Below are 18,426 nucleotides of genomic sequence, written 5' to 3'. Positions count from 1 at the left end.
GTTGGTTGATAATCGTCTTGAATTTTTGAATAAAGGAGCTGTGCTCTCGATGAGTTTACAATTGTACGGATGTTTAGACGAATCTCTTCAGCAAATGGCCATGCCTTATACGAGCAAATATAAGCATGCTGTCTTGTCCATTGGCATCGTCTCGCAATCGATGATGAGGACATTCGGCTACGGTAATATAACTCCATTTGGTACATCTTCCTATGGGAACATCATTTATGAAATCGGATCTTTGACCAAAGTATTCACTACATCATTGTTGTCGCTCCTAATTAAAAGAAATGTCGTTCGCTTGGAGGATTCGATTGGCTTATACGAAGACTCCTTGTCGAATGCACATCCAATTACACTTCGACACCTTGCTTCACACACTTCTGGATTGCCGTCTGTTTCCTTCATAAAAGCCCTCCAAAACCGCTTTGATAAGAGAATCTCTCGTGATCCTTATTGCATCTTTGACGTAAAGGAAACTTTAGCCTATATACAGAAAATTTCTTCAAAACGTGTCGGCAAAAAATTCCGATATTCGAACGAAGGAATGGGAATGCTCGGTCGGATTATCGCCAAGGTGATGGGAACAGACCTAGAGGAGGCACTGATCGAGCATATTTGCCAACCGCTTGGTATGAAGGACACGACAATCTCTTTATCTTCGGAGCAGAGAGGACGGTTAATACCTGGATATGCAGGTAAAGATATTCAGCAACCTGAACTGGTGATGAAGGATTTTGCTGGAGCAGGGGCACTGCGTTCTACCGTATCTGATTTGCTTTGGTTTTTAGCGTCACACATGAATATGCAGCAATCCGAATCTCTAATAGATGAAGCGTTACATTACACGTATAAGCAGTATCATAGCCTAAGTAAGGATGTGGGCGTCGGGCTGGGCTGGATTATCGATCATCGTACTGGATGTGTATGGCATAATGGCAGCACGCACGGTTATTCAAGCTTCATGGGGTTTATTCCGAAAAAGCAGCTTGGCGTAGTAATTCTCTCTAATTACCGCCCGAAGCTTTGGGATGATACGCTGGAGAGTATGGGAGATGAAATTCTAAAGCTAATGCAAACGAAGTAATGTATTCAGAGATAACCTTATCTTGTAGAACATAAAGTAAGACCTATAGCGTTTTAACGAAATGACCCTTGATATTTTTTTATCAGGGGTCATATTCGATAGTTGAATGTTTTTTTATTTACACAAGGCGTTTGTAAAAAAGTTGTGTGATAAAGCAACTGGTAAACTGATTTTGTATAAATAAAATGATTATGGATATATTCTCAAGCCCGGCCCCACTCAAACCCGATTTCCTTCAAGAACGCTCGGGCTAGTACCATATGCCCTGCATAGGTAGGGTGCACCCGATCCCAGGCCAGCGTTGCCGGGTACAACTCCTGAAGCACTACGTTAAACGCTGCTTGGGTATCGATGAATACCGCTCCGGTATCCGCAGCGACCTTCTTTACGATCGCTCCGTATTCATCCATCGTCTTGCGCATTTTATCCTCCGGATTGGGCTCTAAATAAAACGGAGTCATCAATATAAGCCCTTTCAAATGCGGTTTTGTTTGGTTTACTAGGTTGCGCAAAGTCTCTTCATATTCCTCGGCATAGACATGCCATTCGGGAATAAACGGCGTATCATATTGCCGCCATACATCGTTAATTCCGATCATGATGGATAACCAGTCTGGCTTCTGATCCAATACGTCTTCTTGCCATCTCTTATACAGATCGCGCACGGTGTTGCCGCTGTTCCCTTTGTTGACAACACGAATTCCCAGCTCCGGGTAAACAGCTTGCAGCAAAGCATCAACCAAGGCAACATATCCTTTGCCTAAAGCGAAAAATAATCCTTCTCCATCCGGTCTTTGACGTTCGCAATCCGTTATAGAATCCCCAATGAACAGTAATTTTTGCCCTTTTTCCAACAGCATTCTCTTTAAAATCTCCCTTCGGGTATATGAAAGATCGTCAGTCACTTGACAACGCTATCAAAATCACATTCTACCCAAATACCCTTAAATCCTTTTTTGCGCTTAGGATCTTTTCAATTTTTTTCGCTATACTAAGAAAAAACTCGATTGCAAAATGGATTTGACAATCGATGCGAAATCATTTATCTTTAATTCAAGATATTTGAACGCAAGATAAATGGGGTGATTGAATGCCGGATCAAGAACATACAGCTTCATTGAAGCTGTTCGTTGTACTCTCTAAAGCTTACAAAACGATTATGGATCAAGCGATCAAAGACATGAAGCGGCACGGCTTATCCCCTTCGGAGTTTACGATCCTGGAGGTACTGTATAACAAAGGGCGAATTCCATTGCAACAAATTGGGGATAAAATTCTGATTACTAGTGGAAGCGTGACCTACAATATTGACAAGCTGGTGCAAAAGGGACTCATTCGGAGGGTGCCTTGCGAAGAAGACCGGCGAGTGATTCACGCCGAAATTACTACGGATGGAACCGAAATGTTCGAGCAAATTTTTCCCGATCATTCTGAGTTCGTACATTCGAGGTTGAGCAGTCTTAGCTACGAAGAGAAGCTACAGGCGATTGAACTGCTAAAGCGTCTTGGCAAAGGGGCGGAAGTGTCCTAGCAAGCGTAAGGGTAAGGTGGGATAAACTGGCATAGCGATAAATTGTGATGCTAGTTATTAGGCTGCTTCCTCCCTCCTTTATTCATAAATATCTTGAAGTAAAGATAATTAGGTTCAAAGTAATAGTGCTCCCGCTAGCAGCCTTACTGATTGCGCTGGCTATGCTTGGAAGCCATATGAATACATTCACGGGTTCTGTCGTTGTCGTGATCGTTATCGCATTGACGGGCGCAGGTGCTTATTCAGTAGATGCTCTGTTGTAATGGATAGAACATCACACATTAAATCGATGGAGGATTATATCATGAGCGAGCTTACACACGTGTTGAAAGAAAGAAGGTCGGCGACGAAGTTTCATCCAGAGGTGAAGATTTCCGAGCAAGAGCTGGAGGAAATGTTCAGTCTCGTAAAGTATGCGCCTTCTGCTTTTAATTTGCAGCATGCCCATTACATCGTGGTAAATGACCCGGAGAAGAAGAACCGAGTTTACGAGGCTGCGAATAAACAGTTCAAGATCAAGACCGCTTCGGCAGCCATTCTCGTACTGGGAGATTTAAATGCTTACGAGAATGTGAGAGAGATGAACGAGGGAATGCTTAATTTGGGGATTATAAACAAGCAAGAGCTCGATATGACGGTGGAGTCGGTAACCCAGTTCTATAGGGAACGGGGCGATTCCTTCAAGCGGGATGAAGCCATTCGCAATGCGAGTTTATCGGCGATGCTATTCATGTTGATTGCCCAGGATAAAGGCTGGGATACTTGTCCGATGATTGGGTTTGACCCAGAGCAAATGCGCAAGGAGCTGAACATTCCGGAACAGTATGTGCCAGTCATGTTGATTGCATTGGGTAAAGAAGATGCATCGAGGCAGCGGCTGCGCGGTTATCGCAAGCCAGTTGGCGAGTTTGTTACTTATAACGGTTTTTAATTATAAAAATAGGGGTGTATAGCTATGAAACTTCAAACAGCAGGTATTCATCATATCACAGCATTTGCAGGGAGTCCGCAGGAGAACGTCGATTTCTATGCCGGCATTCTAGGACTGCGGCTAGTAAAGAGAACGATCAACTTTGACGCACCTGAAGTGTACCATCTGTACTTCGGTGATGAGAACGGAAGTCCGGGAACGATCATTACCTTCTTTCCTTTTACGGGTTCCCGGCGAGGTAAGATTGGCGGAGGTCAGGTAGGGATCACCACATATGTTGTACCACCTGGGGCGCTTGGCTTTTGGGAGGAGCGGTTGAAAGCATTCGGTATTTCTTTAACGAAAACCTCGCGCTTCGGTGAAGAACTTCTTCATTTCCGGGACAATGAAGGTTTGCAGATTGAGCTTGTAGAGCGGGAAGCGGGAGCGAACAGCACCTGGTCGTTCGGGGGAGTTCCTGTGGAGAAAGCGATTAAGGGATTTGGCGGCGCCGTTTTGTACAGTGTGGATGCCAAGCAAACGATGCGAGTCCTGGAGGAGGTTCTCGGATTAAGCAAAGTAGCTGAGGACGAGTTCTACGCCCGATTCCAAGCCTTGGGGGAGATTGGCAACATCATCGATGTACCGCTGAAGGACATGGAATGGGGCATTGGCGGTGCAGGCACTGTTCATCATATCGCTTGGCGCGCGAAGGATTTCGATGAGCATGAGCAATGGCAGCAAAGGGTTGGGCAAAGCGGATTTAGCCCGACACAAATTATTGACCGCCAGTACTTCAATGCTATATACTTCCGGGAAGCAGGCGGGATATTATTTGAGATTGCTACCGATCCGCCAGGATTTGCACGGGACGAGGAAGCCGAAATGTTGGGTGAGAAGCTGATGCTTCCATCCTGGTTTGAACCGGTGCGTTCGCAGATCGAAGCCAATCTTGACCCAATCGAAGTTAGGGAGCTAGAGGAGGGAATGAAGTCATGAGACATATTTATGAAAAAGGGATCGACACGAAGGCGCCTACACTTGTACTATTCCATGGCACTGGCGGAACAGAGCGGGATTTGCTCCCGCTCGCCAAGCTGGTTTCTCCGAATTCATCGGTTCTTTCGGTGAGAGGGAATGTACTGGAGAACGGCATGCCTCGGTTCTTCAGACGGCTTGCGGAGGGCGTATTCGATGAGGAGGATTTAGTATTCCGTACGAAGGAGCTAAATGATTTCCTGGATCAGTCGGCCAAGGACTATGAATTCGACCGGGGGAATCTGCTGGCGATTGGCTACTCGAATGGAGCAAACATTGCTGGCAGCCTTCTTTTCCATTATGAACATGCCTTCAAAGGAGCGATTCTCCATCATCCAATGGTTCCTCTGCGGGGGATACAGCTTCCGAATCTTGCAGATGTACCTGTCTTTATTGGCGCGGGAAGCAATGATCCGATTTGTCCATCCAGCGAGACGGAGGAGCTTGAGAAGCTGCTAAGCGGAGCGGGTGCCGACGTTACCGTGCACTGGGAGAACTTCGGGCATCAGTTGACAAGCAGTGAGGTGAACGCAGCGGCAGCTTGGTTCCGTAAAAAGATGGGCAATGTATAATTTTCAAAAATAAAACGGGAGGCGTAAGCATTGTGATATCTATTGATCCATCAGCACAAAGTGAGCGGGATAATTACAAGCTGTTGATCGGCAGCGTCATTCCCAGGCCAATCGCTTTCGTGACGACCTTGTCCGAGAACGGAGTACTCAACGCCGCGCCCTTCAGTTATTTTTCAATCGTATCGAGCTCGCCTCCGCTGCTTTCCATAGCTGTTCAGCGTAAAAATGGGGCGGCTAAAGACACGGCAAGAAATGCAATGGAATGTGGAGAGCTGGTGGTTCATATCGTCGACGAAAGCATGGTTTTCGCAGTCAATGAAACTGCAGCGAACCTGCCGCCGGAGGAAAGTGAAGTTGCCTTGACGGATTTGACGCCCATCAAAAGTGATGTCGTTGCCGTACCAGGAATCCGTGAGGCGAAGGTGCGAATGGAATGTGTGCTCGACAAATCCGTGACGCTAGGCGGGACAGAGGAAGCGTCGACTACAGACCTGCTCATTGCCCGCGTCGTTCGCTTTATCGTGGACGAAGAATTATATAATCAGGGTCGCATCGATCCTGTGAAGCTGAATCCGGTCAGTCGCCTCGCCGGCAGTTCTTATGCAACACTTGGAAGGCTGTTCGAAATAGATCGACCGCAATGAATCAAGTTCGACCTGAGACTCGATTTGAAGCTTGGCGACGAGGCTTCAGGGCGTAAGGGCCATCCATTGACTTAAGGAAATATCGGCGAACCGATCGCTTTTGAACATCTCCAGGAACCATAGCGATTCCGTACCAGTATTCTGAATATTATGACCATAAGCAAACGGAACGTAGCCGACATCGCCCGCCCTGTAATTGAAGGTGCGGGCGATTTCGTTTCCGGCAAAATCCGGTCCGCCTGCACCTTCAATCCGGATCGGCTGAGGCACAATGAGGGGCTGAGTATGCCCCGCGTTTTCGAAGCTCGGGCCAAATAGTCCGAGTTTTTATTTGGAAAAAACTATGATTTAGAAGAAATGTTCTTTAATTTGTGATATATCATTATTCTTAAATTTCTATATTATGGTAAATGTAAGCGTTTGAAAATTGCCTTTGCAGTTGGAGGTGATAAAAGCTGATGTAACGAAAGGAACCGCGCAAGAATTACTTTGAATAACCCAGACAAGGAGGTAAGACAATGTTAAAATCAAAATCTAAGCTGACGATTTTGCTTACTTCAATTGCATTAATGGCATCCTTGTTTTCTTCGGCATTGGTCAAAGACGCCCACGCTGGCATAGCTAGCGGCAGCAAGTTTTTAGGAAACATCATTGCGAACAATGTTCCTTCTAATTTTGCTACGTATTGGGATCAGGTTACGCCCGAGAATTCAACGAAATGGGGCGCGGTAGAGTCGACACGCAACAGTATGAATTGGAGTGCGGCGGATACGGCATACAACTATGCGAAAAGCCGCGGATTACCTTTTAAATTCCATACTTTAGTTTGGGGAAGTCAAGAGCCATCATGGATTAGCGGTCTCTCCGCCTCCGAGCAAAAGGCAGAGGTCATCCAGTGGATTCAAGCCGCCGGACAAAAATATGGCAATTCAGAATTTGTCGATGTTGTGAACGAACCTCTACATGCGAAGCCTTCTTATCGCAACGCCATAGGTGGGGATGGAGCCACGGGCTGGGATTGGGTCATCTGGTCTTTCGAGCAGGCAAGACAAGCTTTTCCTAACTCTAAATTGCTAATCAATGATTACGGAATTATCAGTGATCCTAACGCAGCAGCCCAATTTGTGCAAATCATCAATTTGTTAAAGGCTAGAGGGTTGGTCGACGGTATAGGAATTCAGTGCCACTATTTTAATATGGATAATGTATCGGTCAGTACGATGAATAACGTTCTGAATACGTTAGCGGCAACGGGATTGCCTATCTATGTTTCCGAGTTGGATATTACGGGCGATGATAATACCCAACTGCAACGCTATCAACAGAAATTCCCCGTATTATGGGAGCATCCCGCTGTAAAGGGAATTACACTGTGGGGATATATGGAAGGACAGACCTGGGCTTCGAATACACATTTAATAACTAGTTCCGGTGCCGAGCGCCCTGCCTTGCAGTGGCTGAAGCAATATTTAGGTGGTTCTTCTGGTAATCCAGGTCAGCCAGGTACAGGAGCCTACGCCAATTTTGAAACGGGTACGGACGGTTGGTCTGCCAGTAACGTCGTATCCGGCCCTTCCTCCTCGGCGGATTGGAGCTCAAAGGATACTAGATCGTTGAAGTCAACGATTAACATGTCCAGCGGCAGCGGGCATTACATGTTTAAGAGTGGAAACGCAGATTTCACCGGCTACAACCAGCTTAGAGCAACGGTAAAAGGCGCTAATTCCGGTAATTACGGCTCCGGATTAGGCGTGAAGCTGTATGTGAAATATGGCAACAGCTATACATGGGCGGATAGTGGCTGGAAGACGATTAGCGTTGGCGGCCAAACGGATCTGATATTGGATTTATCCGGTGTGGACAAGGCCAATATTAAGGAGTATGGCGTTCAGTTCATTGGTGCAAGCAATTCATCTGGCCAAACCTCAGTGTATGTGGACAATGTGTATTTGTGGAATTAGAGAATTAGGATTAATAAAAAGATTTACTCCGAGCGGTTTTATGAAGCAATTTTGTAGTTAGGTAGATCGTGCTAGCCATCGAATGAGTTCATTTCTGGAGAAATGAACTAGAGTGGTACCACGGATTAAACCTCGTCTCTATACATACGTAGGGACGAGGTTTTTTGTGCGCCTGACGTGGGCGATAACTAGATCGAATCGTCGTTAAAGCGGGCGCAACGATGATCAATGTTCCTGATACGGTTTGGCTACGATTACAGGTGCTAATGAATGTGCATCCTCCGGGATTCATTAGGATGGCTCCGACACGGGAGATGAGGCAGCTTCATGTCAAGAGTGAGCTCCCTCAAATCAGCATTTGCGGCCGAGGTTTAGTGCTCCCGATTCAATCAACTGGTATTGGAGAGAATAATAGGATAAAGTAGGATAAGTTAAGGATGTCCTTATTATGGTATTAACGTATTGCAATGAGGAGTGTAATCTATGGGAGCAGGCAAAATTTTAGTAATAGGCAGTATTAATATGGATTTGGTGCTGCGGGTTCCGTATATTCCGCAGGTTGGTGAGACTTTGCTCGGCAGCTCTGTTAAGCGGGTACCCGGTGGCAAGGGAGCAAACCAGGCGGTGACTGCTGCCAAACTAGGGGCCGACGTTTCCATGCTGGGCAAGGTTGGCGGCGATGAATTCGGAGGCCCGCTCATCGATAACCTGCGCCAGGCTGGTGTGGATACGGATCACATTGAACTTGTATCAGAAGCATCCTCCGGGCTGGCCGTCATTCAAGTGAATGACGAGGGCAATAACAGCATAGTTGTACTTTTGGGAGCCAATGATCTGTGTAATCGAGATTACGTGAAAGCGCATGAGAAGTTGATCGAGGCAGCAGACATCGTTATTTTGCAAATGGAAATTCCCTATGAGGCGGTTTACGAAGCTGTTGAATTGGCAAGCAAGCATAGCAAAATCGTTATATTAAATCCGGCGCCTGCACCAGTTTCCATTCCTGATGACGTCCTTGGGAAATTGGACTATTTAATACCCAACGAGACGGAGCTGCAGAAATTGAGCGGACTGCCTGTTGATTCTATAGCTGCAGCGGAGGAGGCGGCAAAAGTGTTGCTGGCCAAAGGAGTGAGCAGCCTCATCGTTACGCTTGGCAGCAATGGTTCATTGTACGTGAATGTTAATGAATCCGTCCATATTCCGGCCTGCACAGTTAAAGCCGTGGATACGACTGCAGCCGGCGACTCGTTTGTTGCCGCCTTTGCTGTAGGGCTGTCCGAGGGTAAGAACGTACAGGAGGCCATTACCTTCGCTACGAAAGTATCTTCTATTGTAGTGACGAGGGCAGGTGCACAGACATCGATTCCAGAGCGGAGCGAGGTTGACGTGTAGTGTAGGCTGGAGCAAGGCTTATTTAGAGCCATATCTTTAGTCATTTTCGCAGCCCCGCTCGGTTGAGTGGGGCTTCTATGTGGGGACTGTGGTGAGCAGCTATTCGAGTATCTAAATCCCAGGGTTTGAAAAAATTACTTATTGTCCGATAAAAGAAATATACGATTTCACTAAGTGAATTCAAGAGTGTATTTGAAAGGCGGATTAAACGTAATCATGACAATCTGGGAGAGACTGGACATTGAGCCGACTCATGACATAAAAGCGATAAAACGCGCCTATGCAAAAATGCTGCAAGTCTACCATCCGGAAGAGGATGCCGAAGGTTATCAAGCTCTTCGCGAGGCATACGACAGGGCACTGAAATTCGTTAAGGAGCAGGTAAGGAGAGAGGCTGAGGCGGAAGCAGAAGCAGAAGCATCATATGATGAAGACAGCTTTGAACATGCCGATAACTGGGTCATCCCAGAAATCGACCCAGGCATTTTGGCGTTGGAGGATACGAGCTCAACAGAGTTAAAGATTAGTACCGTACAGCAGTTTATCGAGCAAGCGGCAGATCTGTATCAACATTTTCCCTCGCGAATCAATCCTGAGCTGTGGATGCAGCTGTTGAACTCGGATGTTGCTTGGGACACTACATATAAGCGGAGTCTAAGCAGGGAAATGCTCAATTTTGTGCAAAACTATAGATTTTTTCCTTCAGCGATATGGAGACTGCTAGAAGACTTTTTCCATTGGAAAGAGGAAATGAGAGAATCTCTGGAGCCTCATATCGTGGAGATTCCGGTTTCTTTTAAAAAATATTATTTAGAACAGCTCAACGAAGAGGGATTAAATTACGAATCTTTGCTTCAGGCGGATAATATCAATTTCGATGAATTTCTGCAGTATCGAGAACAAGCTCATCAATCGCTCAAAGAGAGCAAGCTGGAGGAAGCTGGACATGCTTTGAGGGCTGCCCTTCAAATATTTGACGATGATCCTGACCTGCTTCGGCTGTTTGTTGAGTATTACTTTAGAAAATCGCAATATGATCTTGCGGTGGATGTGCTAACGAAGATATTGCGGCTACAGCCGGATGATATCGCCAGTTACTACAAACGGGCGAAGAGTTACTACTACAGCAAACAACTTGAACTAGCTGTACTGGAATGTGAGTCCATCCTAGAGAAGTGGCCTGAATATCTGGAAGTAAGAATTTTACTGGGTCAATGCTATGATGCCCGCGGACAACTCAGGCGAGCCCAAGCCATCTATAGATCTGTCCTCGATATGACTGATCCGAGTAACAAAGCAGAATATAAAATTCACAAACAAGCTTCGCGTAGAATTTTTGAAATTGAATGTTTAACGCGTAACGAAGCTGAGAAGCAGATATTTGATGATGGTGAAAATAATGACAAAGATCCGGTAGAAAATCACGATCAGAGGAGTTCAGCCAATTATTGGCTTCTTATATTTGCTATCTTGTTCATATTGAAATTCATTTTAACAAGATAATCTGCTTGACCCAAATCGGAGCGATCATTTAATTTTCGCATATCGGGCTAACCATTAACACGATACAGAGCCTTTTGCTTTATGGGTCGAACGTAGAAAATGGTTGTAATTGAATGAGACCCTTCCATACATGAACTGCATCTCTGTTGGTAGAAACGCTCTACGATAGAAGATGCATATCAAAAAAATCGGAATGGTCTTTTATTTTTGGAGGATTTAAAAGTAAATTATGCGTTTCTCGTATGTCAGCATCCCCCTTAAATGGGTAGTATAGAATAAAAACATGCCCAGATGGCAAGCGATTTTCTGCGGCGGGCATACATGTGCTCGTAGAGAAACCGATGGCGATGTCGCTTAGAGGAATGCGATCAAATGCTGGAAGCAGCTTTGTCATCCGGTAGCCTTCTCTCAGTAATGGTTCATCATTTTATAGTCTTGCAGAAGCTTCACAGGATCAAAATCTGGGTATGATGACCATGGCGATGGTTAATGATATGTAGAAAGGATACTAACGATGATGATATCGATACAGCAAGTACTGGATTATTTGATAGCTCCAATCGGACTTTTGGAGAATACTGTGGATCGACTTGAAACGGGAAAACCAGATACCGAGGTTACCGGAATTGGCGTTACTTTTATGCCGACATATCATGTTATCCAGCAGGCTATCGAATTAGGTATCAATTTACTAATTACTCATGAAGGCATTTATTATAGTCATCAATGTTCTCCAGAATTGCTGCAGAACGATCCGGTCTATTTGCAGAAGCGAAGATTGATTGAAGAGTCGGGTATCGCGATTTTTCGGCTGCATGACTATATTCATAAATATAAACCGGACATGATCACATCTGGTCTGATTCAAGCAATGAATTGGGAAGGTTATATCGAGCGTGTTCACCCGAACTCTACTATCGTTGATTTGCCTGAGATGACTGTAGCCGAGATCGCGAATGATATGAAGCTGAAACTCCGGATTCCCTATGTACGCATTGTCGGCGACAGGTTGTTGAGCTGCAAGCGAGCAGGGATATTAGTCGGTTACCGGGGCGGAGGCACAAATGTAATTCCTTTATTCACGGCGGAGAATCTCGATGTGGTCATTGTCGGAGAAGGCCCGGAATGGGAAGCCCCGGAGTATGTTAGAGACGCTGCTCAGCAGGGAAGACAGACGGCGCTCATCGTAATGGGTCATGCAGAAAGCGAAGCGCCGGGAATGAGAGCTTTGGCGAAGCAGCTGCAGGCCGTATATCATCCGCTTCCCGTGCATTTTATGGAAGAGCGTCCTCTTTTTCAAATCGGATAACTATTGGAAAAATTACGAAAAAGGCGACTGCTGCAAATATTCTCGCAGCAGTCGTCTTGATTGCTTTCAGCATATAATTATTGAAGAAATTAAATCATAGACTTTTTGCGTGGATAACTTTCACTTTAAATAGACTCCACACATGTTTCTCCCATCACCTTTGAAAGTGTATACTCGCTTGCAGGAATTGATTTTTCCAGAAAGCCGTTAACCTCTTGCGGAGTCAGATCATACATGACTTCTATTTCTTTAGAGAACAAGCGCTGCTCTCTTTTCAGAAGGTCTGCAATATCAGGAAGGTCGCGAGATTGCAGATTATTCACCTCTAACAGTTGTTTCAGTGCCTTCACATAATCATCTAAAGATCTGGCGCCGACAATTTTCACGCCTTTATTGTCTGAATTGACCATGATAATTGTTGGGAATCCCCGCACCCCGAGCGAACGTGACAGCTCGAAATCTTCCTCTAATAAATTCTGTGCCGCGGGCATTCCCGCTTGCTCTACGATCCTTGGGCCATCCAAACCCATTTGATTAACGATGTCGATCAATACATCGTCCTTTCCGATGTTCTTGTTAAAGGCAAATACCGCTTCTCTTGCCCTGCGCAAAAAAGTGCTTGCCTGCTGCTCATCCTGCTGTTGAATGACTTTATATACCCGAGAAGGAATATAAGAGGACTGTACCGGGTTATCGAGCCATAGCGAACCGTCGATTGGCATGCGGGAATGCTCCCCTACTTCACGCCAGTGGCCGGCCACATCCGCTGGGCTGTTAATGCCGTTCTTTACATCGGCAAAGCCATTCCAGCTCTCCAGTAACCCCCCCATAACCGTGTGGAATTGGAAATATTGTCCGTATTGAATTTCAAATCGACGTAATTCCGGTTCAAGCGCCCAGCAATGGGAGCAAATCGGATCGGTTACATAGTAGAGACGAACCTTTTTTTCAGGCTCATTCAAATCGATAAGCTCAATTCCGTCATCATTCACTTCTCCGCATACGCCTGTTTTTAAATCACACATCATATTTTTGTTGGTCATCGTGTTATTCCTCTTTTCTGGATAGATTCTCATATTGCTGAGCCCATTTTTGAATAGGCATGAGCGCTGCTGTTAAGGAAAGCCCCTTTTCCGTTAAAACATACGAAATGGTGACAGTAGGGTTAGAAGTTACCTTTTTCTCAATTAATCCATAATCGATAAGCTCGGACAACTTCAAGGATAATGTTCTTGAGGTAATGTCAGTCAGATCCCGCTTTATGTCTGAGAAATGAGCTGTACCATTCTCGCAAAGAGAGAGGTAATGAAGGATTAATCCATTCCATTTCCTCCCCAGAATGCTGAAGGAGTACTCTAAGTATGGGCAAATTTGAATGAATATCGCCTCCCTTTGTGTAATAATTATATCTAATATAAAAAATATAGCAAGTATAAAAAGTATACTAATTTATTAATAAATCTTTCTTTGCTACCGATAAAATAGGGGGAACTTCGAAAAAATTACATTTTATAGTGGAGCGTATAGTTATGTCTTATATGAGCATTTGGCATTGGCTCGGCATCGAGCCTACAAATGATATCAAACAAATTAAACGTGCATATGCCAAACAGCTTCAGGTATACCATCCCGAAGATGATCCGGCAGGTTATCAAGAGCTTCGCGAGGCGTATGATCGAGCATTGAAGATCGCCAAGCAGCAAAATGAAATGGTAAAGCATTCAAACGAGCCCAATTACATAGAACAAGAGCAACAAGATCAGTTCGACCCACAGAATCAACAAAATCAAAATTGGCTATACGTAGAACCAATGGAAAGCGGACCTACAGAGGAGCTTGGGCAAATGGTAATTATTCCATCTAGATTGCCAAATGGGCTAGACATGGCTTCTTTTGATTTCGGCTTCGATGAATGGGGAGAAGGTAGTCAGAGTATTGATGAGTTCATTGAGCAGGCAATCGCTTTATATGATCATTTTCCTTCAAGAATTTCAAGTGATAACTGGGTAGAACTGTTGAATTCGAAGGTAACCTGGGATATTTACAACAAAGCTGAGATCAGTGAACGATTGCTTGTGGTGCTGGAAGGCCGCCCTTATCTCCCACAGGAGATTTGGAAGCTGCTTGAGGGCTTTTTTGGTTGGAAATTTGATTTGGGCGAGCGATGGAATGGGTATGAACACGAGGGAGCCGATTCTTTTGCGGAATATTATGTGAAACAGTTGGAAGAACCTGGCCTGCGTTATGAATTTCTACTGCATGCCGGCGATATAGATGTTGAACAGTTTCTTAGATTTCGATATAAAGGCTATCAAGCATTGATGGCCAATAAATTGAATGAAGCGGGCCGGCTCCTTGAACAAGGCTATGCGATTTTTGCCGATGATCCCGACTTACTGCGATTGCTGGCAGAATATTATGTGCGAGTGGGAAAGGATGCGGAAGCATTGGATGCATGTGCCAAGCTTATCCAAGTGGTTCCCGAGGAATTAGACGGTTATTTCCAGCGCGCCCGTATGAAGTATCAGCAAGGAAAGTATGCACAGGCAGCTGAGGATCTTCAGTCGCTACTAATCCATACTCCTCACCTGGTCGAAGCGAAGCTGATGCTCTATCATTGCTGGCTGAAGCTAGGACAAGGCGATCGAGCGAAAGATGGGTTTATGGAAGTAGTCGAGCAGGCAGAACCGGGCTCATTGGAGGCGATCCAGGCGCTTCATGGTTTGGCAATTGTGCATCCTAAATATGTAAAGGAGCTGCATAATCGAGAAAGGCAAGCCGCTAGACAACAGCTTGTTAAAAATCGAAGGTTCTTTTGGCGGGTAATATGCGTATTTATGGCATTGGTCATGAGCATAGGATGGTTCGGCTATGCCGTAGTGGATGGTGTAAAGAGCGGGGGGACTATCGTTATAACGAGTCTGAGTCAACTGGAGGAAGTTGGGGCGGGAAGCTATGTAACCTTAACTTTGACGGATATTAAGGATCTTAATTTGGGACGGTATGAGCTTGAAGCGGTCACACGAAATCCTAAGATAGTTATTCAGAACAGAACGTTTGCTGACAATAACTGGAGGGAATACGGCTTCGCCATGAGTTATTTTTATGTAGGCGGTATTAAGCAGCACAATGTCATTTTTATATCTAAAAGATGGCTCGGAGATGCCGCGAAAGACAGCGGGTATTCCGCGACTATCTCCGGGTATATCCATGAATTAGCTTCTACGGACGTTGAACACGCTGCATTCCAGGCTTTACAGTGGCTGCCTCTGGACAATGAGAAGCCTCTAAGTTATTTTTCAAAATATATTGAAGAGGGACCACAGCATGAGCAATCTCTTATCACAGATTTGCATTTATTTTCTTTTGGAACCATGCTGTTCTTCCTCATCTGGTTTATACGTTTGCTGAAAGAGAAGAGAAGAAGGTTACTAAAAACGCTTAAAGAAAGGACAAGCGCATGATCGGAATCGTGAAAAGAAGAATCTATTATAGTGCGATGACAGACGCTCTTTTTGTGGACGATCCTCTAAATGATCCAAGCATCAGGAGCTTGAATTTACTCGGAGTGACTTCCAGAGATGCGCTTGATCACTGGATATATCGTCGCCACCGAGTAAAAGATGCTTATACTTGCAATAAGAAGCTGAAGTGGTTGTTATATGAGGGACATCGCTTGGAATACAACAGCTTGAAAAATTGCCTGTCCGCCATGCCGGCGACGGAGCGCAGTAAATACATTGCAAGCTTGCCTGACTCGAGTGAGCATAAGAGTAAGCTAATGCGTGTGGACAAGATCATGCCATTCTTGGGCTCAGGGGGAATAGCTGCCTACGACTATGCGCTCTATCTGGCACTCGCTCAAACCGGTGTCAGATTAGGTTATATAACGATCAGGGAAGCCAGAGTCTTCTCCCATGAAATCGCCCGGATTGCCCAGCGCCAGTATGTCAGCTGGGATGAATATAATGTTGGCTGCATCGCCGGAATGTATTATTCTGCTCCCCCTGAGGGCGGGGAGGTTATGCCTTACAGCACTTATAACCAATATATGATTACTCGGCTGTTAGCTCGGAGGTTCAGTGCTAAGAAGCTTATAGGCTGGCAGACCCGACTATAGAAATAGTTTGAACCTAATGTTTGCCGCCTATCTCTCTAAATTTAATTAAGACGTACACGCACATGTGAAGCGGATAAAGGAATGCTCCAGCGATTAATGGAATAGCTTATGGATGTCTTGCATTTGCTCCATCGCCAGATCATACCCGTGCTGGCATGTAGCGCGGAGCTTGTTGACATCTTTCTCGAAGCTATTCAGGGGTATTTTCGGACGAATAATGATCGCCTGGCCCGCTCTTTCTAATTGTTCGCAATAAGCAACCGTTTCATTATATCTCTCATGTCTCGTCAGCAAAATCTCCTCCAGCAGCGGATACTTGCGTCTTAGCATTTTAGCGACCATACCATTCTGTTTGCTGTATGTTTTTACATAGCCTTTCGGTTGAGTGAGAATAATTAAATGCTTATCATTGCCATCCGCCACCGCTTTGCGGATCGGGATGGGATCGATTAATCCGCCGTCATAATATTTGGAGCCATTCATCTCAATGGCTGGAAAGAACATAGGGATGGCGCAGGTCGCCCGGAGCATCGTCATTGTTTCGTCGATTTGCAGGCCGTCAATGTATTCCGGCTGGCCTGTCTCCGCATTGGTTACCCCAACAAGCAGCTTGCCCGAATAGCTCTGAAATGTCTCCATATCAAATGGGATAAGCTGTCTAGGGATTTCACCAAAAATAAAATCCAGGCCGAACAGGCTGCGATGACGAATGAAATTCCGATACCCGATGTAACGGGGATCGTTGCGGTATTGCTCTACAATATCCAGGTTTCTCCGCTTTTGCTTGGATATATAGGAAAATCCATTGCTGATTCCTGCAGACACTCCAATGCAGTAGGGGAACATAATTTGCTCGTCCAGCAGCGCATCCATCACGCCCGCGCTAAAAATGGGACGGAGGGTTCCCCCTTCTAATATTAAACTTGGCAATTCAATTCACCTCATAATAGGGACATTAGGGCTGAAATCGCATTAAAAATTCGCATATCTATAGTTTAATGTTGCAGCTGTTTATTATCAAATGTAACGGAAATAATTTTTGTAGCGGGTATGAAAACCAGCCTTCCGTTTAAATCACAGATTTCGAAGTTGTCACTGTGCACAGCGATTAACTTTCCCGGGATTTTAATGGTATTCGTTTGTATGGAAAGCTGCTGGCCGACAAATTTGCCGAGCCGTTCCGTCGTTTCAGAGTCGGGGAATGTAGCTGAAGCGAGCAGGTGTTCCAAATGATCGACCCGCAGCTCCAGAAGCTCCAGTGAAGCTTGGAGCAAACGAAGCTTAAGCTTCGGCCGTTTGAACAACATGTTCAATATGCCCATGATAGATCCACTCCTGGTGTTTTATAAGATTCGCAATATATGATATGTTCGGTATTATCATAGAGTTTGGACAAATGTGCTGCCTCGAGAAAGTTAGATTTATGCCCAGTTGAATTGTGCGTCCGCTTTCCGTTCGATATGCGGTATGATATATTCTGAGAGTAATTACTTATTTTAAGGAGAGAGCATGTCATGATTAAGCATATTGTATTGTTTAAACTGAAGGATTCTTCCCCAGAGAGCATCGAGAGAACGGCTGGCGTTCTCCGTAATATGGAAGGAAAGATCGAGCAGCTTCGCAGTATTGAGGTGGGAGTGGACGTTGTAAAATCACCGCGTTCGTATGATATTGCGCTTGTAACTACATTTGACTCCCTGGTGGATTTACAAGGTTATCAGGTGCATCCCGTTCACCAGAAGGTAATTGAGCATATGGCGGAAGCTAGAGAGAGCCAGGTAGCGGTTGATTTTGAATTCTAAGTTAGCCGGGCAATAAGTTATTCTTGAAATGAGCAAAGGGGGAGACTTTCTTGTATTACGTCAACCGGGAACAAATTGAGCGCAGATTACATATGCTGCCGGAAATCGTCCAAGTCTTGAAGTCATCAGACACCTTGCAGATTCAAGATTCAAATCTTCTTGAACGTTATGCCCTAGAGAGAGCGCTTCATTTGGCGTTGGAAATCGTTACTGACGTGGGCAGTTATTTAATTGACGGTTTTATTATGAGAGATGCCAGCAGCTACGAAGACATTATTGATATTATGCTGGATGAGAAAGTAGTCGGCTCGGAGCTGCATGCTAGCTTAATTGAACTCGTTCGTTTGCGTAAGCCGCTAGTACAGGAATACTATGACGTGGATCGCGTTGTAGCCTCTGAACTATTGAATCGCCTTAAGAAAGAAGAAGCGCTTCCTGCCTTTGCGGAGCATGTCCGTGCTTATTTGGATCAAGAAGGCATTGAAAATTAATCGAGCTTAGAAGGTATCCGAGAAAATGTCTTCTCCAGGATTGTGTCGAAACAAGCATCTACT

21 protein-coding genes and 2 pseudogenes are annotated in these 18,426 nt (G+C 45.2%); 16 read left to right on the top strand and 7 right to left on the bottom strand.

From position 1 onward, the window contains the following. Positions 1-49: 49 nt before the first annotated feature. Positions 50-1,087, top strand: a complete 1,038-nt coding sequence (locus EIM92_RS19365; RefSeq protein ID WP_125084224.1) for a serine hydrolase domain-containing protein — start codon at positions 50-52, stop codon at positions 1,085-1,087. 203 nt (positions 1,088-1,290) lie between these two features. On the opposite strand, the gene EIM92_RS19360 is transcribed toward EIM92_RS19365, so the two are convergent. Continuing rightward, positions 1,291-1,947: an SGNH/GDSL hydrolase family protein gene (locus EIM92_RS19360; protein WP_125084223.1), complete on the bottom strand. Its 657-nt coding sequence runs from the start codon at positions 1,945-1,947 to the stop codon at positions 1,291-1,293. Between the two features lie 230 nt (positions 1,948-2,177). On the opposite strand from EIM92_RS19360, the gene EIM92_RS19355 reads away from it, so the two are divergent. From EIM92_RS19355 to EIM92_RS19335, 6 genes are all read left to right on the top strand, one after another. Beyond that, complete coding sequence (locus EIM92_RS19355; RefSeq protein WP_125084222.1) at positions 2,178-2,618, top strand: MarR family winged helix-turn-helix transcriptional regulator; 441 nt, start codon at positions 2,178-2,180, stop codon at positions 2,616-2,618. A gap of 125 nt (positions 2,619-2,743) precedes the next feature. Then, the gene (locus EIM92_RS23785; protein ID WP_164515159.1) at positions 2,744-2,881 is read left to right on the top strand and encodes a hypothetical protein; all 138 of its coding nucleotides are present in this window, start codon (positions 2,744-2,746) and stop codon (positions 2,879-2,881) included. Between the two features lie 41 nt (positions 2,882-2,922). Continuing rightward, positions 2,923-3,549, top strand: a complete 627-nt coding sequence (locus EIM92_RS19350; RefSeq protein ID WP_125084221.1) for a nitroreductase family protein — start codon at positions 2,923-2,925, stop codon at positions 3,547-3,549. 24 nt (positions 3,550-3,573) lie between these two features. Next, positions 3,574-4,527, top strand: a complete 954-nt coding sequence (locus EIM92_RS19345; RefSeq protein WP_125084220.1) for a ring-cleaving dioxygenase — start codon at positions 3,574-3,576, stop codon at positions 4,525-4,527. Beyond that, the gene (locus EIM92_RS19340; RefSeq protein ID WP_125084219.1) at positions 4,524-5,138 is read left to right on the top strand and encodes an alpha/beta hydrolase; all 615 of its coding nucleotides are present in this window, start codon (positions 4,524-4,526) and stop codon (positions 5,136-5,138) included. The genes EIM92_RS19345 and EIM92_RS19340 overlap by 4 nt, the downstream gene beginning before the upstream one ends. A gap of 32 nt (positions 5,139-5,170) precedes the next feature. Then, on the top strand, positions 5,171-5,782 hold the full coding sequence (locus EIM92_RS19335) for a flavin reductase family protein (RefSeq protein WP_125084218.1): 612 nt from the start codon (positions 5,171-5,173) through the stop codon (positions 5,780-5,782). Between the two features lie 48 nt (positions 5,783-5,830). Here EIM92_RS19335 and EIM92_RS19330 read toward each other — a convergent pair. Beyond that, a pseudogene (locus EIM92_RS19330) lies at positions 5,831-6,010 on the bottom strand (cupin domain-containing protein); the annotation flags it as partial. A 290-nt stretch (positions 6,011-6,300) separates the two neighbouring features. On the opposite strand from EIM92_RS19330, the pseudogene EIM92_RS19325 reads away from it, so the two are divergent. The 4 genes and pseudogenes from EIM92_RS19325 to EIM92_RS19315 all read left to right on the top strand — a co-directional run. Next, positions 6,301-7,254 (top strand): annotated as a pseudogene (locus EIM92_RS19325) (endo-1,4-beta-xylanase); the annotation flags it as partial. Next, entirely contained in the window at positions 7,231-7,743 is a 513-nt protein-coding gene (locus EIM92_RS24640; protein WP_342772928.1) for a hypothetical protein, read from the top strand. The pseudogene EIM92_RS19325 and the gene EIM92_RS24640, both read left to right, overlap by 24 nt. Before the next feature lie 483 nt (positions 7,744-8,226). Then, a complete protein-coding gene (gene rbsK, locus EIM92_RS19320; RefSeq protein ID WP_125084217.1) occupies positions 8,227-9,138 on the top strand; it encodes a ribokinase in 912 nt (303 codons plus the stop codon). A gap of 216 nt (positions 9,139-9,354) precedes the next feature. Further along, entirely contained in the window at positions 9,355-10,641 is a 1,287-nt protein-coding gene (locus tag EIM92_RS19315) for a J domain-containing protein (protein ID WP_125084216.1), read from the top strand. A gap of 160 nt (positions 10,642-10,801) precedes the next feature. Here EIM92_RS19315 and EIM92_RS19310 read toward each other — a convergent pair whose 3' ends face one another. Next, on the bottom strand, positions 10,802-11,035 hold the full coding sequence (locus tag EIM92_RS19310; RefSeq protein WP_125084215.1) for a hypothetical protein: 234 nt from the start codon (positions 11,033-11,035) through the stop codon (positions 10,802-10,804). A 120-nt stretch (positions 11,036-11,155) separates the two neighbouring features. Between EIM92_RS19310 and EIM92_RS19305 the strand changes: the two genes are divergently transcribed. Next, on the top strand, positions 11,156-11,950 hold the full coding sequence (locus EIM92_RS19305; protein ID WP_125084214.1) for a Nif3-like dinuclear metal center hexameric protein: 795 nt from the start codon (positions 11,156-11,158) through the stop codon (positions 11,948-11,950). Between the two features lie 125 nt (positions 11,951-12,075). Here the strand turns inward: EIM92_RS19305 and EIM92_RS19300 are convergent, their stop codons facing one another. Beyond that, a complete protein-coding gene (locus tag EIM92_RS19300; RefSeq protein ID WP_125084213.1) occupies positions 12,076-12,993 on the bottom strand; it encodes a DsbA family oxidoreductase in 918 nt (305 codons plus the stop codon). Positions 12,994-12,997: 4 nt separating this feature from the next. After that, entirely contained in the window at positions 12,998-13,327 is a 330-nt protein-coding gene (locus EIM92_RS19295) for a winged helix-turn-helix transcriptional regulator (RefSeq protein WP_125085283.1), read from the bottom strand. Positions 13,328-13,479: 152 nt separating this feature from the next. Between EIM92_RS19295 and EIM92_RS19290 the strand changes: the two genes are divergently transcribed. Continuing rightward, positions 13,480-15,414 carry a tetratricopeptide repeat protein gene (locus tag EIM92_RS19290; RefSeq protein ID WP_125084212.1) on the top strand — a complete coding sequence of 645 codons (1,935 nt, stop codon included), beginning with the start codon at positions 13,480-13,482 and terminating at the stop codon, positions 15,412-15,414. After that, positions 15,411-16,070: a DUF1266 domain-containing protein gene (locus tag EIM92_RS19285; protein WP_125084211.1), complete on the top strand. Its 660-nt coding sequence runs from the start codon at positions 15,411-15,413 to the stop codon at positions 16,068-16,070. The genes EIM92_RS19290 and EIM92_RS19285 overlap by 4 nt, the downstream gene beginning before the upstream one ends. A 93-nt stretch (positions 16,071-16,163) precedes the next feature. Here the strand turns inward: EIM92_RS19285 and EIM92_RS19280 are convergent, their stop codons facing one another. Both EIM92_RS19280 and EIM92_RS19275 read right to left on the bottom strand, forming a co-directional pair. Beyond that, a complete protein-coding gene (locus EIM92_RS19280) occupies positions 16,164-17,000 on the bottom strand; it encodes a patatin-like phospholipase family protein (RefSeq protein ID WP_125084210.1) in 837 nt (278 codons plus the stop codon). Between the two features lie 65 nt (positions 17,001-17,065). Further along, positions 17,066-17,392 carry a hypothetical protein gene (locus EIM92_RS19275; protein WP_125084209.1) on the bottom strand — a complete coding sequence of 109 codons (327 nt, stop codon included), beginning with the start codon at positions 17,390-17,392 and terminating at the stop codon, positions 17,066-17,068. Positions 17,393-17,584: 192 nt separating this feature from the next. Here EIM92_RS19275 and EIM92_RS19270 point away from each other — a divergent pair, with 192 nt between their 5' ends. Continuing rightward, complete coding sequence (locus tag EIM92_RS19270; protein WP_125084208.1) at positions 17,585-17,872, top strand: Dabb family protein; 288 nt, start codon at positions 17,585-17,587, stop codon at positions 17,870-17,872. Between the two features lie 50 nt (positions 17,873-17,922). Then, positions 17,923-18,363 carry a DUF86 domain-containing protein gene (locus EIM92_RS19265; RefSeq protein ID WP_125084207.1) on the top strand — a complete coding sequence of 147 codons (441 nt, stop codon included), beginning with the start codon at positions 17,923-17,925 and terminating at the stop codon, positions 18,361-18,363. Positions 18,364-18,426 lie beyond the last annotated feature (63 nt).

The organism is Paenibacillus lentus (genome assembly GCF_003931855.1).
Taxonomy (GTDB): domain Bacteria; phylum Bacillota; class Bacilli; order Paenibacillales; family Paenibacillaceae; genus Fontibacillus; species Fontibacillus lentus.
Note: the sequence above shows the minus strand (reverse complement) of the source record. Positions and strands in the feature narration are given on the sequence as shown.

Excerpts from the sequence above, each read along its gene's own strand:
- EIM92_RS19310 (WP_125084215.1), bottom strand. The coding sequence starts at position 11,035 with ATGACAAAGCTGCTTCCAGCATTTGATCGCATTCCTCTAAGCGACATC.
- EIM92_RS19355 (WP_125084222.1), top strand. The coding sequence starts at position 2,178 with ATGCCGGATCAAGAACATACAGCTTCATTGAAGCTGTTCGTTGTACTC.
- EIM92_RS19350 (WP_125084221.1), top strand. The coding sequence starts at position 2,923 with ATGAGCGAGCTTACACACGTGTTGAAAGAAAGAAGGTCGGCGACGAAG.
- EIM92_RS19340 (WP_125084219.1), top strand. The coding sequence starts at position 4,524 with ATGAGACATATTTATGAAAAAGGGATCGACACGAAGGCGCCTACACTT.
- rbsK (WP_125084217.1), top strand. The coding sequence starts at position 8,227 with ATGGGAGCAGGCAAAATTTTAGTAATAGGCAGTATTAATATGGATTTG.
- EIM92_RS19305 (WP_125084214.1), top strand. The coding sequence starts at position 11,156 with ATGATGATATCGATACAGCAAGTACTGGATTATTTGATAGCTCCAATC.
- EIM92_RS19285 (WP_125084211.1), top strand. The coding sequence starts at position 15,411 with ATGATCGGAATCGTGAAAAGAAGAATCTATTATAGTGCGATGACAGAC.
- EIM92_RS19300 (WP_125084213.1), bottom strand. The coding sequence starts at position 12,993 with ATGACCAACAAAAATATGATGTGTGATTTAAAAACAGGCGTATGCGGA.
- EIM92_RS19360 (WP_125084223.1), bottom strand. The coding sequence starts at position 1,947 with ATGCTGTTGGAAAAAGGGCAAAAATTACTGTTCATTGGGGATTCTATA.
- EIM92_RS19275 (WP_125084209.1), bottom strand. The coding sequence starts at position 17,392 with ATGGGCATATTGAACATGTTGTTCAAACGGCCGAAGCTTAAGCTTCGT.
- EIM92_RS19270 (WP_125084208.1), top strand. The coding sequence starts at position 17,585 with ATGATTAAGCATATTGTATTGTTTAAACTGAAGGATTCTTCCCCAGAG.
- EIM92_RS19365 (WP_125084224.1), top strand. The coding sequence starts at position 50 with ATGAGTTTACAATTGTACGGATGTTTAGACGAATCTCTTCAGCAAATG.
- EIM92_RS19290 (WP_125084212.1), top strand. The coding sequence starts at position 13,480 with ATGTCTTATATGAGCATTTGGCATTGGCTCGGCATCGAGCCTACAAAT.
- EIM92_RS19345 (WP_125084220.1), top strand. The coding sequence starts at position 3,574 with ATGAAACTTCAAACAGCAGGTATTCATCATATCACAGCATTTGCAGGG.
- EIM92_RS19315 (WP_125084216.1), top strand. The coding sequence starts at position 9,355 with ATGACAATCTGGGAGAGACTGGACATTGAGCCGACTCATGACATAAAA.